Raw genomic sequence first — 12906 nt, forward strand, 5'->3', positions numbered from 1 at the left:
CATGCATCCGGCATTTCAGGGCCTGCTGACCATTGCCATCGGCGTGTCAGGTTGTGTGGGTTATTTTTACTTATCCAACCAGTTTCTGGACAAAGTTTTGTTCCCACCGCGCGGACCAAATGCTGGCCGCAACATAAACCGGGCGAACATAATTCGGCCATGGCTGTTTCTTTTTCCCGCGGTCGCGGCGCTGGGTCTTTATCTGGCTTACCCAGTCATCGAAACCATGCGGTTATCGCTGACTGATCGTGTACCTGGTGGCGGGTATGAATGGGTCGGCCTGGAAAACTACAAACAGATGGTGGCCGAACCGAAGTTTTGGGAAGCGATGCGAAACAATATGCTGTGGCTTATTGTGGTTCCGGCTTTGTCGACGTTTTTCGGCTTGCTCGTTGCTCAGCTAACCGACCGCATACGTTGGGGAAACGTCGCCAAAGCCATGATTTTCATGCCGATGGCGATCTCTTTCGTAGGTGCATCGGTGATCTGGAAGTTGGTTTATGACACCCGTCCGGTTGAACAGGATCAAATCGGGATACTGAACGCCCTATACATGTTCTTTGGTGGAACCGAGCCTCAAACATGGTTGACCATACCCTTCTGGAACAGCTTTTTCCTGATGGTTGTTTTGATCTGGATACAAACCGGTTTTGCCATGGTCATTCTGTCGGCGGCGCTTCGTGGCATCCCGGAAGAAACTGTAGAAGCCGCAATTTTGGATGGCGCGAACCCATTTCAGATTTTTTTCAAGATCAAGGTACCGCAAATCAAGACGACCATCCTTGTCGTCTGGACCACGATTACCATCCTGGTTCTCAAAGTCTTCGACATTGTGTTCGCGATGACGAATGGCCAGTGGGAGACACAGGTTCTTGCCAACTACATGTACGACAAGCTGTTTCGGGCCAATGACTGGGGCGTAGGCTCAGCCTCGGCGATGGTCATAATGCTGCTGGTTACCCCGATCCTTGTCTGGAATGTGCGTAATGCACGCAATGAGATGAAGTAGGAGCCTGACATGAGTGATATTGCAGGAACCAAGCCCGCCCTGCGTTGGGTCGTCCATCTCTCCGTTATTTTTCTAGTGGTGCTGTGGGTGGTGCCGACTCTGGGGTTGTTTATTTCGTCTTTCCGTACGGCCGACCAGATTGCGACAAGCGGATGGTGGAAATCTCTGTTCCCGTCTGAACAGAACCTGACCTTGCGTTCTGCTGCGGCAGAAAACCAAGTGCTCGAAGACGGAATGTATGTGATCGAAGGCAACCTTTTTGATGCTGGTCAAAAAGCTACAATTTCGAAATGGGGCGTTAGTTCACGTGCGGTGGACGCATTTGAGCCGGGACAGACAGCCGAATTGCGCAGAGGTGGAACCATCACAGTGGATGCCAGCGGCAACTACAGGATGGAAAACGCAGAAGAATTTACCGGGGCTCGGGGCGCACGTGTATTCGTTACCGCGGAACTTCCACCAGAGTTCACGCTGGATAACTATCACAAAGTACTGTTGGCAGAAGATAGCACGGACAGCATGACACGGGCATTCTTCAACACGCTGACAGTAACGGTTCCCGCCACTATCATCCCAATTCTAGTCGCCGCGTTCGCGGCCTACGCGCTGGCATGGATGGAGTTCCCGGGTCGTGCCTTGCTGATCGCTGCAGTTGTTGGCTTGTTGGTTGTTCCACTTCAACTGGCCCTTATCCCATTGTTGAAATTTCATCTGGGGATCGGGATAGGCAAAGGCTACCTCGGTGTATGGATGGCCCACACGGGCTTTGGGATGCCGTTGGCGATTTACCTGCTGCGAAACTACATGGCCGGCCTTCCGCGCGATCTGATCGAAAATGCAAGAGTGGATGGCGCAACCGAGTTCCAAATCTTTACGAAACTCATACTCCCGCTTAGCTTTCCTGCGTTGGCGTCCTTTGCGATCCTGCAATTCTTGTGGACTTGGAACGACTTGCTGGTCGCCAAAGTATTTCTGATCGACGCATCAGGTCAGACGACCGTTATGACCAACAGCATTGTCGAGTTGCTTGGTACGCGCGGCGGCAATTGGGAAATACTTGCAACGGCGGCATTCGTATCGATCGTCGTTCCACTGATTGTCTTCTTTGCAATGCAGAAATATCTGGTCCGCGGTTTGTTGGCCGGGTCCGTAAAATAAAGGCGTGAAATGAACGTGCAAAATAACGCAACCCTAAACAAGTCCTTGCAAGTTTCGTCCAATTGGTGGCGCGGCGGCGTGATTTACCAGATTTATCCACGCAGTTTTCAGGACAGCAATGGCGACGGCATCGGAGACCTGAACGGCATTACTGAGCGCCTAGGCTACATCGCATCCTTGGGCGTGGATGCAATTTGGATCTCTCCTTTCTTCAAATCACCGATGAAAGACTTCGGCTATGACGTCAGTGATTATCGAGCCGTTGATCCGATGTTTGGCACGATGGAGGACTTTCAAACCTTACTTGGTCAGGCGCACGAACAGGGCCTGATGGTAATGATCGATTTGGTCCTCTCACACACTTCGGATCAGCATCCCTGGTTCAGTGAAAGTCGGGCAAACCAGGAAAATCCAAAAGCCGATTGGTACGTTTGGGCCGATGCCAAATCGGACGGCACAGCGCCGAACAATTGGCTGTCGATCTTTGGCGGCTCTGCTTGGCAGTGGGATTCGCGTCGCCAACAATACTACCTACACAATTTTCTTGGCTCACAGCCTGACCTGAACTTTCACTGTTCCGATGTGCAAGATGCATTGCTGGATGTGGCGCGATTTTGGCTGGATCTGGGTGTCGATGGGTTTCGATTGGACACAATCAATTTCTATTTCCACGACAAGCAGTTGCGAGATAACCCGGCATTGCCGATGGATCAGCGGAATTCCTCAATTGCGCCGCAGGTCAACCCCTATAACCATCAGGATCATTTGTATTCAAAAAGCCAGCCAGAAAACATCGCATTCCTAGAACGGCTTCGCGCTCTGACAGACGAATATCCGGACCGTGCCTGTTTGGGTGAGATCGGTGATGCGCAACGCGGATTAGAAATTATGGGGGATTACACCACCGGCGATAAAAGAATGCATATGTGCTATGCTTTTGAATTTCTTGAAAAACGCGCCGTAACCGCAGCTTATACAAAGCACGTGTTTGATCAACTGGAAGAAAAAGCTGGCGACGCATGGCCATGTTGGGCCTTTTCCAACCACGATGTCCAACGCCACGCTTCGCGTTGGAATTTGGATGAGACGGCCCTTCGTCAACACGCGGTCCTGATGATGTGTTTGCGCGGCTCGGCCTGTTTGTATCAGGGCGAGGAGCTTGGACTGCCTGAAGCCGATGTGCCGTTTGAAAACTTGCAGGACCCTTATGGCATTGAATTCTGGCCCGAATTCAAAGGTCGGGATGGCTGCCGCACGCCAATGGTTTGGATGGCACAAGACGAACAGTCGGGTTTCAGTACCAGTAGCCCATGGTTGCCGGTGAGCACTGCGCAAGCAGAACGCGCCGTCGACCAATCTGAACGCGACCCAAATTCAATGCTGCATCACTATCGCCGTGCGATCGCCCTGCGCCACGCACACTCTGCGTTGAGGTCCGGCACACAGACCGAAATGACACAGAATGGCTCGGTTCTGTCGTTTTTCCGCGAAGACGATGCTGAACAGATATTTTGCGCCTTTAATCTAGGCTCAAGCGCTATCGAAGCCTCACTCCCCCAAGGTGAATGGCGTTCGATCGGCGGGGAATTGGGAAGTGTTTATGGGATTGGAACCGTCAAATTGGACGCCGCTCAATTCTGTCTTCTGGTCAGGGAAACGAGGTAAGCCATGTCGGAACTCAAGCTAACAGATGTGGCCAAAACCTACGGTTCTGTCGATGTTCTGAAGCATATTAACCTCGACATTGAAACAGGCGAGCTTATCGTTTTCGTCGGTCCATCGGGATGTGGGAAATCCACTTTGCTACGTATGATTGCGGGGTTGGAGAAGATCTCAGGCGGCATGCTTGAAATCGAAGGGCAAGTTATGAACGATGTCCCGCCCGCACAGCGTGGCATCGCCATGGTGTTTCAGTCCTATGCCTTATACCCACATATGACGGTACGCGAGAACATGGCTTTCGCACTGAAAATCGCAAAAATGTCAAACGCCGAGATAAATTCCGCAGTCGAGCGCGCAGCCCGAATCTTACAGTTGGAACCTTTTCTCGATCGGTTACCCAAGGCACTTTCAGGCGGGCAGCGCCAACGGGTTGCTATCGGACGGGCGATCGTGCGCGACCCAAAAGTCTATCTTTTCGACGAACCGCTTTCGAACCTGGACGCTGCCTTGCGTGTTGCCACCCGAATTGAAATCGCACGTCTTAAAGAGGCGATGCCTGAGAGTACTATGATCTACGTTACCCATGATCAGGTTGAGGCGATGACGTTGGCCAGCCGGATCGTCGTTCTGGCAAACAAAGGGATTGCTCAGGTCGGTACGCCTCTGGAACTATATGAAACCCCTGACAATGAATTCGTAGCGCAATTCATTGGTTCCCCTGCGATGAATTTGCTGCCAGGCGTAATTTCTGAAACGGGCGATATGACCTCGATCACTCTCGACTCAGGCGGGGTGGCTGTATCTTCGATCGCTACAAAATCTGACCAAATGGGATTGCGTGTAAATGTTGGCGTACGACCCGAGGATTTTTTCCCTGACGACAAATCCACGTTTCTTGAAGGGAACGTCGATTTCATCGAAGCCTTAGGCGAGGTTACTCTGTTGTACTTCGCCAGTCGCCCAGGTGCCGAGGACATAGTCGCAAAATTTCCCGGGATCGAAAAGAACCTGCGTGGGCAAAACGTCAAACTTAACGCTGACCCGGCCAAAGTGCACTTGTTTCACGATGGCCTGTCTCTTCGAAACAGTCGATAGTGATCGAAGTCCTCGGTAAAACGCGATACAGGATCAGGAGGCGTGGCAAAACGCTTTGCGAATAGATTCACATTCCCAAAGCTTCTTTGTACATTTCCAGTACCGCTTCTTCTTCGGCAATATCATCTTTATCCCGCTTACGCAGGGCAATTACCTTGCGCATCACCTTCGTATCATAACCGCGCGCCTTTGCTTCGGCCATGACTTCCTTTTGTTGATCCGCTATGTCTTTTTTTTCAGCCTCAAGGCGCTCAAATCGTTCAACGAACTGACGCAACTCGCCTGCGGTCACCCGGTAGTTAACTTCAGATTGATCTTCGGTGACGTCTTCCATTTGCGTCTCTCCCTGAACTGATATGTGATGCAAGATAATCGGGCAACACGCCGGATACATCGCTACAGCGCAAGGCGCAAGCGCACAATCCAGGCCTCGGCCTTGTGCCAAAGGCGTCGATCCGTTAAGCGCAGACGTAGTTGTACTGGCAAACACGAGAATCCATGTTCGACATTATCGTTTGGGGCGGAGCCGCCCTGTCACTTGCCGGCTTATTCGGTCTTGTCTGGTGCATCTTTCGGGTAATGAAAGCACGCAAGGCCGGTCTTTCAGACGAAGAGTTGCGTGCAACCGTTCAGGGCGTGTTACCCTGGAACCTTGCATCGTTATTTCTGTCCGTTTTGGGTCTTATGCTGGTCATCCTCGGGATTTCCTTCGGATAACCAAGTTGGTCAGACAGGAATGTTATCGAACTGCGCTTCGATTGCGTCTTCACACAGTGCGGCATCCAGACGCCGTAGCCGGGACGGTATCTGAACGCGCTGGGCACGCATTCTGTCAAGCACCTTGCTGACACTTGGCTGCAATTCCAATCGTGTGTCCAGACAAGCACCATGCAGCATTTTTTCGAGCTGTTCCGCCTCGTAGTAGAGATCCTGAGCTGTCATCTGCTTCCTCCCATGTGATGCGACTGTGCTTGATATAGGTAACAACATTAAGACCAACATGAGACTTGATGAACGTCTCGCAATTTCTTGCCGATTGGTGCAAAATCCTGCCGATTGTATGCCGCACGGTTAACTCTTATGCGAAATTTACCCGTGATGCTTTGACTGACATCAAATCGTGAATTGAATAACCTATCATATTCCACTATTTGTATATGATAGCATTCTGATGGAGGACACCATGACCCCAAAAGTGAAAGCTTTCTTCGACCAGCAGACGTTCACAGTGTCCTACGTCGTGCAGGAACCAGCAGGTACCGCCTGCGCGATTATCGACAGTGTACTGGATTTCGACCACGCTTCGGGGCGCACGGGAACTCAGGCCGCGGATCAGATCATTGAATATGTCAAAGACAACGGACTCAAGGTTCAGTGGATTTTGGAAAGCCATGTTCATGCCGATCATTTGTCAGCGGCGCCTTACCTTCAACAGGAGCTGGGCGGTAAGATTGGCATTGGGAAAAACATAGTCGTTGTTCAGGATACATTTGGAAAAGTATTCAACGAAGGCACTGAATTTCAGCGCGACGGAAGCCAGTTTGATGCCCTCTTTTCGGAAGGCGACAGCTTTCATATAGGGCAAATGCGAGGGGACGTTCTGCACACGCCGGGGCATACACCAGCGTGCTTGACCTATGTTATTGGCGACGCGGCTTTTGTCGGCGACACGTTGTTCATGCCGGATTTCGGTACGGCTCGCTGCGATTTTCCGGGCGGATCGTCAGCAACCCTGTATGATTCAATTCAAAAGATTCTGTCCCTGCCAGACGAAACGCGGATTTTCGTTGGCCACGACTACAAAGCGCCGGGTCGCGATGAATATGCGTGGGAAACGACCGTGGGTGAACAGAAGGCATTAAACATTCACATCGGCCAGGGTCGCAGTATTGAGGAATTCGTCGAAATGCGTGATGCCCGCGATGCGACGCTAGCCATGCCGCGCCTTATCCTGCCGTCGCTGCAAGTAAATATGCGCGCGGGACAAATGCCGCCACCTGACGAACATGGCGACGTGATGATGAAGCTGCCGGTAAATAAACTTTGAATCGGCCTAAGGGGCGTCAGGGGAAGCAAAATGTACGTTGAATGGATATGGGGCCTGATTGGTGGATTGCTAATCGGGCTTGGTGCGGCAGTGTACCTGCTTTGCAACGGGCGCATCATGGGCGCTAGCGGTATTTTGGGTAATTTGGTCGAGCGTGGACCGCTGGACAAAAAGATGGAACGACTGATTTTTGTCGTAGGGTTGATTGGGATGCCCCTTTTGCTGCGCCCGCTGATTGCACCTGCCGCTCAAACGCATCTGACAAGCAACATCTCGATCGTTATTCTTGCTGGACTATTGGTGGGGGTTGGAACTCGTGTCGCTAACGGCTGCACTTCAGGACACGGTGTTTGCGGTATTTCCCGGTTCTCTTTGCGCGGGATCGTTGCGACGGTGATTTATATTCTGGCCGGTGCTCTGACTCTGGCGTTGTTCCGAAATGTTTTGGGGTTGATATGATGCGCGGTTTGTTTGCTTTTGCAGCCGGATCACTTTTTGGAACCGGGCTATTGATCTCGGGGATGACTAATACGCGCAAGGTTCAGGGTTGGTTGGACATTTTTGGTAATTGGGACCCTACGTTGGCCTTTGTAATGGCGGGGGCTATCATACCGATGTTGCTGGCTTGGCGCTTGACCCGCGGCAGAACGCCTTTAGTCGGCGGCCAATTCCCGGCCAAGCCAAGTATGGAAATTGATCGTCGTCTCGTTGTCGGGTCTGTATTATTTGGGATGGGTTGGGCCTTGGCGGGATTGTGCCCCGGTCCGGCGATGGCATCGCTCAGCTACGGCGGAATCAACGGGGTTTTGTTTCTCATCGCAATGATTGCCGGCATGTTGGCGGCGCCACCTCTGGGCAGACAACTGGACAGGCTCGCAAACGCGTCCTAATCAACTGCCATGGAGATTCGTCGAATAACACACCGCTATGCCGTTTCACCGCAAATCACTGTTGATGACGTGCCAGCCATCGCAGAGGCTGGTTTTGTCAAGGTGATATGCAACCGTCCAAACACAGAAGTTCCAACCGAAATGCATTCAGATGCGATCGGAGAGGCTGTTCGCGCTGCGGGGATGGAATACGAAGTTCTGGAGTTGACACATCAGACGATGACTCCGGAAAACGTCGCCCGCCAAAAGAGTTTGGCCGAAAGCTGTGAAGGCCCAGTACTCGCCTATTGCGCTTCCGGGACCCGATGCTCGGTCGTATGGGCACTTGGGCAGTGCGACTGCATGAGTGCCGAAGAAATTTTAGAAGCGACAAGCAAGGCTGGATACGCTTTGGAAGGACTGCGCCCAGCTTTGGAACAGATGGAAAAGTCGCAAAGTTGAATTGATTTTATCCCACGGGCTCCTGCTCGTCGGTTTCATTTGAACCGGCGAATTGCCTGATATCGCTCAAGTTATGCTCCGGAGTCGCATATGTCACTTGTTGACGGTCAGGTACGATCAGTTCGGTCGAGTCCATCGTAACAGGCTTGATGACTTCACGGGTCGGTTCTACGGCTTGCCAGTCTTGGGGTTCGGGCGCCAGGCCGGTTTGCATATGCAGGCTTTGATCAGAGGCCAAAAGCGCCGGCTCGCGCACCTGTTCATTGATACGAATTGCGCGCATACCACCGCTTTGACCTAAACGCCCCACCGCTATTCGCGTCCTGTCAATTGTTGTGATTTCGGTATGATCCAGACGGACCCCATTCAACGGCACTACATCACCAATCTGCAGGTTTGATAACTCCGCCAGTGGTAATGACATGCGGCAAATCACAGATTGCAGTTCGGCCCGGATCACTCCGGCGGCCTGATCCAGATTTGGGCCATTGTCGACTGATTCCACAGCCTCGGCATCTTCGGTTACCGTTGTTTCCGGCAAAACGACGCACACGTGACCCTGCCGAGCACCTCCCGCCAACTCCACAGTCAGGTCAAATACGCGGTATGAGGCATCAATCAGGGCCAGAGTTAGCGAGCGCAAATCTTTTGCGCGTGCGGAAAATTCCAGTCCTGACAGGCTTGATACATCCGTTGGCGCGTCCACCAATTCTTTGGCGCGTCGCAACACCCCTTCGGCCAGAGGAGACGTCATTGCGGCATCAGTATCCGTAAATACACGCGACTGAGGCGGATTCGCCAAAACCTCTCCAATCGTCTGTTTTTGCAGTATTGCCGAAACGCAACCTGGGTCCAGACAAAAAGCCGCAGGTCCTGTGTTATCTGAGTCCACCAGCAACAATAACCAATCGTCCTGAACAGATTTACACAGTTCGGACGGCATGCGTGTGGCTTGTTTCGCGCCAATCACAGTGAGTGACAAGTTGAACTTGTCTTCGCCCTCGCGCGCGCATGCTAAGCGAAGCGCCCGCAATACCGAACGATTGCCTCTCGCGGCATTGTCTTGCCCAGTCGAAAGCTTGCGCACTAAGGCTGCGTTGACCTTTTCCGTCATGGCATCGAGTCGCCGTAAAATATTGATCCGTTACCCAGTGTACTCTGCAGACGGTTACAAATGTATTTATGACCAATTTATTGTGCAGCCTGTTGATAAGCCACCGGCAGACTCACCCGGAACGCCGCTCCGCCATGCCCCGGTAAGTACGCAATGTCGCCCCCAAGGCGCTGCATGATCTCACGGCAGATCGCAAGTCCCAGGCCTGCACCACCCGCTTTGTCCGAGCCGACCCGCGCAAATTTCTCGAACACCAATGCTTGAGCCTCGGCTGGAATACCGCTGCCATTATCGACGAAATCGATCACGACTTGTCCACCGACATCATGGGTCGATATGGTCAATTCTGGCAAAGCTGCATCGCAATATTTCTGTGCATTGGAAATTAGATTGATGAATACCTGTCCTAGCCGGTCAAGGTCAGTGTGCAGTTGGATGCGTTCGCTCGCGCGAACCCGCCGAACGCTCAGCTTTCCGTCGCCGCCCGCCAACGCGCCGGAAATGGCACGATCCAGAACCGCACTCAGACTTCCGTCGCCGGTATTCAAGCTGACTTGACCACTCTCCAACACGCTGAGATCCAACAGGTCGTCCAATAGCCTCGTTAAGCGTAAAGCCTCGTCATGGATGATGGCAGCATATCGTGTTTGCTCTTCTGCGCTTAAACCGTCAGTGTCTCGCAAGATTTCGGAAAATGCGCGGATTGATGTCATCGGAGTTCGCAGCTCATGGCTCACTTGGCTCAGAAAGGCGTCCTTCTGCTTTGATACCTGGGTCAGCTTGGTGTTTGCTTCGCGCAGTTTCAGGGCAGTCCGACTCAGCTCGTTTGATTTGGCTTCAAGCTGACTGGAATATTCCAACAACTGCGCGGATTCGTCTGCAACGGCCAGCAGGTCTTCGACAGATACCGAAGCCCCGCCAACAATCTGACCGATCATCGCGTGTGCTGTCGCCGCACCGACAGAACCGCTCAATTCACGTTCAAGCCGCTGCAAAAAGCCGGGGGTGGGTTCGGGCAGTCGACCTGTACGGCCGTTTTGCCTTTCGGCTTCCGCTTGAAAGAACTCCTGGGCCGGAACTACCCCAAGAATTCGCTGTGTCATGATCATCAGATCTTCGCTTTGGGCTACCGATCCTGTCCAGCCTTGCGGTGCAACAGAATGGTCAAAAACATTCACGAATTGCGCACCCTGCAAACGTTCCAACGGACTGGGAAAACTTAACAGCGAAGCAACACAGAACCCGATTGTATTCAAAGATAGGGACCACATCACGGAATGGACCATAGGATCGATTCCTTCAATCCCGAACAGGGCTTGCGGCCTTAGCCAACCCCACCCAAAAGGCCCGTTTTCAATGACCGAGATCGGAATAATCCCACCGCCCATTCCCGGTAGTAACAGAGTATATATCCACAAGATAAATCCAATGCTCAGCCCAACCAGCGCACCGGTTCGGGTGGCTCCTCGCCAAAACAGTCCGCCCACCAACGCGGGAAGAATTTGGGAAATTCCGGCAAAGGCCACCAGCCCGATTGAGGCCAGCGCTGCCCCCCCACCCGACACGCGATAATAGAAGTATCCCAGCGCCATAATAACTGCGATGGAGACCCTGCGTGCCATCAACACGATCGTCCGAACATCACCCGAAACGGAGGCTGACCCTTCATGTGTGCTTAACCAGATCGGCATCACCACGTGGTTCGAAACCATAGTCGACAAGGCCATTGCCGTTACGATAACCATCGATGTGGCAGAAGAAAAACCGCCGATAAACGAAAGCATTGCAAGCCAATCATTGCCCTGAGACAGCGGCACTGTCAGCACGAATAAATCCGGGTTTGACCCTTTGGGCATAAGGTCCAACCCAATTACCGCTATCGGAACGACAAACAGGCTCATCAGCAGCAGGTACAGTGGGAAAGCCCAAGCAGCCGTTCTTAGATGGCTTTCATCATCATTTTCTACGACCATGACCTGAAACATTCGCGGCAGGCAGATAAATGCAGCTGCCGATAAGAAAGTAAATGTGGCCCAGCGGCTTGCATCTACATTCCATTTGCCGATCTCCGACGCGTCTATGCGTTCCATCATCGGAGCCAATCCACCGGCAATACCCCAAACGACGAAGATCCCAACCGCCAGCAACGCAAACAATTTCACAACAGATTCCAACGCGATCGCGGTGACTACACCATGATGTCGTTCATTCACATCCAAGTTTCGTGTTCCGAACAGAATGGCAAATACCGCTAGTCCTGCGGCCACCCAAAACACGCTGGATCCCTCTCGATACAGACCCGTTGGGTCTGCCTCGGCAAAAATCGAGAAAGACAACGTAATCGACTGTAATTGCAGCGCGATATAGGGTGTTCCGCCCACTACCGCCAATGTCGTCACGCAGATAGCCAAGGTGTTGGACTTACCGTACCTGGAAGAAATCAAGTCCGCGATGGATGTGACGCGCTGGCTGCGCCCAACCCTTACCAGCTTTCGAAGACCCCACCACCAACCGACCATTACCAAGGTTGGGCCCAAGTAGATGGTAACGAACTCCAACCCCGAGCGGGCTGCGTTTCCGACCGCACCATAAAATGTCCAAGCTGTACAATAAATCGACAAAGACAATGTATAAATCAGTGGCGAGCGTAACCATTTACCCCGCCCTGCTGCCGCTAGCCGATCAGCGGCAAAGGCAACACCGAATAACAGCACCACATAGCCCAGACACACAAGTATCAGGACATTCAGCGTTGCCATGTGTCCGCCTCCGCATCACCTTTTTCACGCGCAGCAAGCCTCCTTGCCGCAAAGCCAAAGACGACATTGATCAGGATCAAAACAGCCCAGCAGGCGAAAATATAGAAAATCGCCGCGGATAGCGGCACTGCGCCGGTCCCATCACTTTCATCCGGCCAAAGTAACGGAACGGCAAGTAATGCAGCACCAAGGAACGGCAACAAGCGCGCCGCGTCCATCAAACGGCGCCGACGATAGCTTTGCCTTTCCAGAAACAAAGACGGTCGTCGGTGCTCGCCCTGTTCTTCTGGGGTCATAACCGCGAAGCCTGAGCATGAAGGTCACGCACGGCAGTCAAAACTTCGGCATTCGAAAACGGCTTGGTCATGAACCGGCTAACACCGGCTTTTTCCGCCATTTCCCGATCCCGTGATTGTCCCCGTGCGGTCAGCATCAGAACAGGCAATCGCTGCATATCCTGGTGCTCGCGCAGATCGCGAAGGATCTCCATACCGCTTTTGCCCGGCAGCATTACATCCAGAATAACCAAATCCGGTTCGGCTGCCTTGATCACCTGAACAGCGTCTGTGCCTTCAGCGTGCGTTTCAACCTGCCAACCTTCACGAGTTAGCAGAAATCGGATCGCCTCGGTAATGTTGGGCTCATCCTCAATCAACAGAACCTTACGGCTCATATTTGCAATCCCTCCCCATGACCGGTGGCGCACAGGACCGCCCGTCAGGGGTAGATTA

The 12906-nt window shown here is 52.7% G+C and carries 15 protein-coding genes; 9 read left to right on the forward strand and 6 right to left on the reverse strand.

The genetic code is table 11. The features are described from left to right. Nucleotide 1 precedes the first annotated feature (1 nt). Genes AC2FNE_RS01975 through AC2FNE_RS01990 form a run of 4 tightly spaced genes read left to right on the forward strand, consistent with a single transcriptional unit; the run spans nucleotide 2 to nucleotide 4924 of the window. On the forward strand, nucleotides 2-1009 hold the full coding sequence (locus AC2FNE_RS01975) for a carbohydrate ABC transporter permease (RefSeq protein WP_170473382.1): 1008 nt from the start codon (nucleotides 2-4) through the stop codon (nucleotides 1007-1009). Nucleotides 1010-1018: 9 nt separating this feature from the next. Next, a complete protein-coding gene (locus tag AC2FNE_RS01980; protein WP_170604830.1) occupies nucleotides 1019-2167 on the forward strand; it encodes a carbohydrate ABC transporter permease in 1149 nt (382 codons plus the stop codon). A gap of 9 nt (nucleotides 2168-2176) precedes the next feature. Next, the gene (locus tag AC2FNE_RS01985) at nucleotides 2177-3832 is read left to right on the forward strand and encodes an alpha-glucosidase (RefSeq protein WP_496804674.1); all 1656 of its coding nucleotides are present in this window, start codon (nucleotides 2177-2179) and stop codon (nucleotides 3830-3832) included. Nucleotides 3833-3835: 3 nt separating this feature from the next. After that, a complete protein-coding gene (locus tag AC2FNE_RS01990) occupies nucleotides 3836-4924 on the forward strand; it encodes an ABC transporter ATP-binding protein (RefSeq protein WP_496804675.1) in 1089 nt (362 codons plus the stop codon). A gap of 67 nt (nucleotides 4925-4991) precedes the next feature. On the opposite strand, the gene AC2FNE_RS01995 is transcribed toward AC2FNE_RS01990, so the two are convergent. Then, nucleotides 4992-5258 (reverse strand): DUF2312 domain-containing protein, encoded by a 267-nt coding sequence (locus AC2FNE_RS01995; protein WP_170604824.1) that lies wholly within the window; start codon nucleotides 5256-5258, stop codon nucleotides 4992-4994. 164 nt (nucleotides 5259-5422) lie between these two features. On the opposite strand from AC2FNE_RS01995, the gene AC2FNE_RS02000 reads away from it, so the two are divergent. Further along, entirely contained in the window at nucleotides 5423-5641 is a 219-nt protein-coding gene (locus AC2FNE_RS02000) for a hypothetical protein (RefSeq protein ID WP_170473394.1), read from the forward strand. Nucleotides 5642-5650: 9 nt separating this feature from the next. On the opposite strand, the gene AC2FNE_RS02005 is transcribed toward AC2FNE_RS02000, so the two are convergent. Continuing rightward, entirely contained in the window at nucleotides 5651-5866 is a 216-nt protein-coding gene (locus tag AC2FNE_RS02005; protein ID WP_170473396.1) for a hypothetical protein, read from the reverse strand. Nucleotides 5867-6107: 241 nt separating this feature from the next. Between AC2FNE_RS02005 and AC2FNE_RS02010 the strand changes: the two genes are divergently transcribed. From AC2FNE_RS02010 to AC2FNE_RS02025, 4 genes are read left to right on the forward strand one after another with little or no spacing between them, the layout of a single operon-like run. Next, nucleotides 6108-6971, forward strand: a complete 864-nt coding sequence (locus AC2FNE_RS02010; protein WP_170473399.1) for an MBL fold metallo-hydrolase — start codon at nucleotides 6108-6110, stop codon at nucleotides 6969-6971. A 30-nt stretch (nucleotides 6972-7001) separates the two neighbouring features. Further along, nucleotides 7002-7430 (forward strand): YeeE/YedE family protein, encoded by a 429-nt coding sequence (locus AC2FNE_RS02015; protein ID WP_170473402.1) that lies wholly within the window; start codon nucleotides 7002-7004, stop codon nucleotides 7428-7430. Further along, nucleotides 7430-7861 (forward strand): DUF6691 family protein, encoded by a 432-nt coding sequence (locus AC2FNE_RS02020; RefSeq protein WP_496804756.1) that lies wholly within the window; start codon nucleotides 7430-7432, stop codon nucleotides 7859-7861. Before AC2FNE_RS02015 ends, AC2FNE_RS02020 begins: the two co-directional genes overlap by 1 nt. Nucleotides 7862-7870: 9 nt before the next feature. Further along, nucleotides 7871-8302, forward strand: coding sequence for a protein tyrosine phosphatase family protein (locus AC2FNE_RS02025; protein ID WP_170604822.1), 432 nt, complete (start codon nucleotides 7871-7873; stop codon nucleotides 8300-8302). A 7-nt stretch (nucleotides 8303-8309) separates the two neighbouring features. On the opposite strand, the gene AC2FNE_RS02030 is transcribed toward AC2FNE_RS02025, so the two are convergent. From AC2FNE_RS02030 to AC2FNE_RS02045, 4 genes are all read right to left on the reverse strand, one after another. After that, nucleotides 8310-9416: a flagellar motor switch protein FliM gene (locus AC2FNE_RS02030; protein WP_496804676.1), complete on the reverse strand. Its 1107-nt coding sequence runs from the start codon at nucleotides 9414-9416 to the stop codon at nucleotides 8310-8312. Between the two features lie 77 nt (nucleotides 9417-9493). Then, a complete protein-coding gene (locus AC2FNE_RS02035) occupies nucleotides 9494-12175 on the reverse strand; it encodes a sensor histidine kinase (protein ID WP_170604818.1) in 2682 nt (893 codons plus the stop codon). Further along, the gene (locus AC2FNE_RS02040; RefSeq protein ID WP_170473415.1) at nucleotides 12163-12471 is read right to left on the reverse strand and encodes a hypothetical protein; all 309 of its coding nucleotides are present in this window, start codon (nucleotides 12469-12471) and stop codon (nucleotides 12163-12165) included. Before AC2FNE_RS02040 ends, AC2FNE_RS02035 begins: the two co-directional genes overlap by 13 nt. Next, a complete protein-coding gene (locus AC2FNE_RS02045) occupies nucleotides 12468-12848 on the reverse strand; it encodes a response regulator transcription factor (protein WP_170473417.1) in 381 nt (126 codons plus the stop codon). Before AC2FNE_RS02045 ends, AC2FNE_RS02040 begins: the two co-directional genes overlap by 4 nt. Nucleotides 12849-12906 lie beyond the last annotated feature (58 nt).

The organism is Ruegeria sp. YKSD179 (assembly GCF_059612885.1).

Excerpts from the sequence above, each read along its gene's own strand:
- AC2FNE_RS02020 (WP_496804756.1), top strand. The coding sequence starts at position 7,430 with ATGCGCGGTTTGTTTGCTTTTGCAGCCGGATCACTTTTTGGAACCGGG.
- AC2FNE_RS02025 (WP_170604822.1), top strand. The coding sequence starts at position 7,871 with ATGGAGATTCGTCGAATAACACACCGCTATGCCGTTTCACCGCAAATC.
- AC2FNE_RS01995 (WP_170604824.1), bottom strand. The coding sequence starts at position 5,258 with ATGGAAGACGTCACCGAAGATCAATCTGAAGTTAACTACCGGGTGACC.
- AC2FNE_RS02010 (WP_170473399.1), top strand. The coding sequence starts at position 6,108 with ATGACCCCAAAAGTGAAAGCTTTCTTCGACCAGCAGACGTTCACAGTG.
- AC2FNE_RS02030 (WP_496804676.1), bottom strand. The coding sequence starts at position 9,416 with ATGACGGAAAAGGTCAACGCAGCCTTAGTGCGCAAGCTTTCGACTGGG.
- AC2FNE_RS02015 (WP_170473402.1), top strand. The coding sequence starts at position 7,002 with ATGTACGTTGAATGGATATGGGGCCTGATTGGTGGATTGCTAATCGGG.
- AC2FNE_RS01980 (WP_170604830.1), top strand. The coding sequence starts at position 1,019 with ATGAGTGATATTGCAGGAACCAAGCCCGCCCTGCGTTGGGTCGTCCAT.
- AC2FNE_RS01985 (WP_496804674.1), top strand. The coding sequence starts at position 2,177 with ATGAACGTGCAAAATAACGCAACCCTAAACAAGTCCTTGCAAGTTTCG.
- AC2FNE_RS02040 (WP_170473415.1), bottom strand. The coding sequence starts at position 12,471 with ATGACCCCAGAAGAACAGGGCGAGCACCGACGACCGTCTTTGTTTCTG.
- AC2FNE_RS02000 (WP_170473394.1), top strand. The coding sequence starts at position 5,423 with ATGTTCGACATTATCGTTTGGGGCGGAGCCGCCCTGTCACTTGCCGGC.
- AC2FNE_RS01975 (WP_170473382.1), top strand. The coding sequence starts at position 2 with ATGCATCCGGCATTTCAGGGCCTGCTGACCATTGCCATCGGCGTGTCA.
- AC2FNE_RS02035 (WP_170604818.1), bottom strand. The coding sequence starts at position 12,175 with ATGGCAACGCTGAATGTCCTGATACTTGTGTGTCTGGGCTATGTGGTG.
- AC2FNE_RS01990 (WP_496804675.1), top strand. The coding sequence starts at position 3,836 with ATGTCGGAACTCAAGCTAACAGATGTGGCCAAAACCTACGGTTCTGTC.
- AC2FNE_RS02045 (WP_170473417.1), bottom strand. The coding sequence starts at position 12,848 with ATGAGCCGTAAGGTTCTGTTGATTGAGGATGAGCCCAACATTACCGAG.
- AC2FNE_RS02005 (WP_170473396.1), bottom strand. The coding sequence starts at position 5,866 with ATGACAGCTCAGGATCTCTACTACGAGGCGGAACAGCTCGAAAAAATG.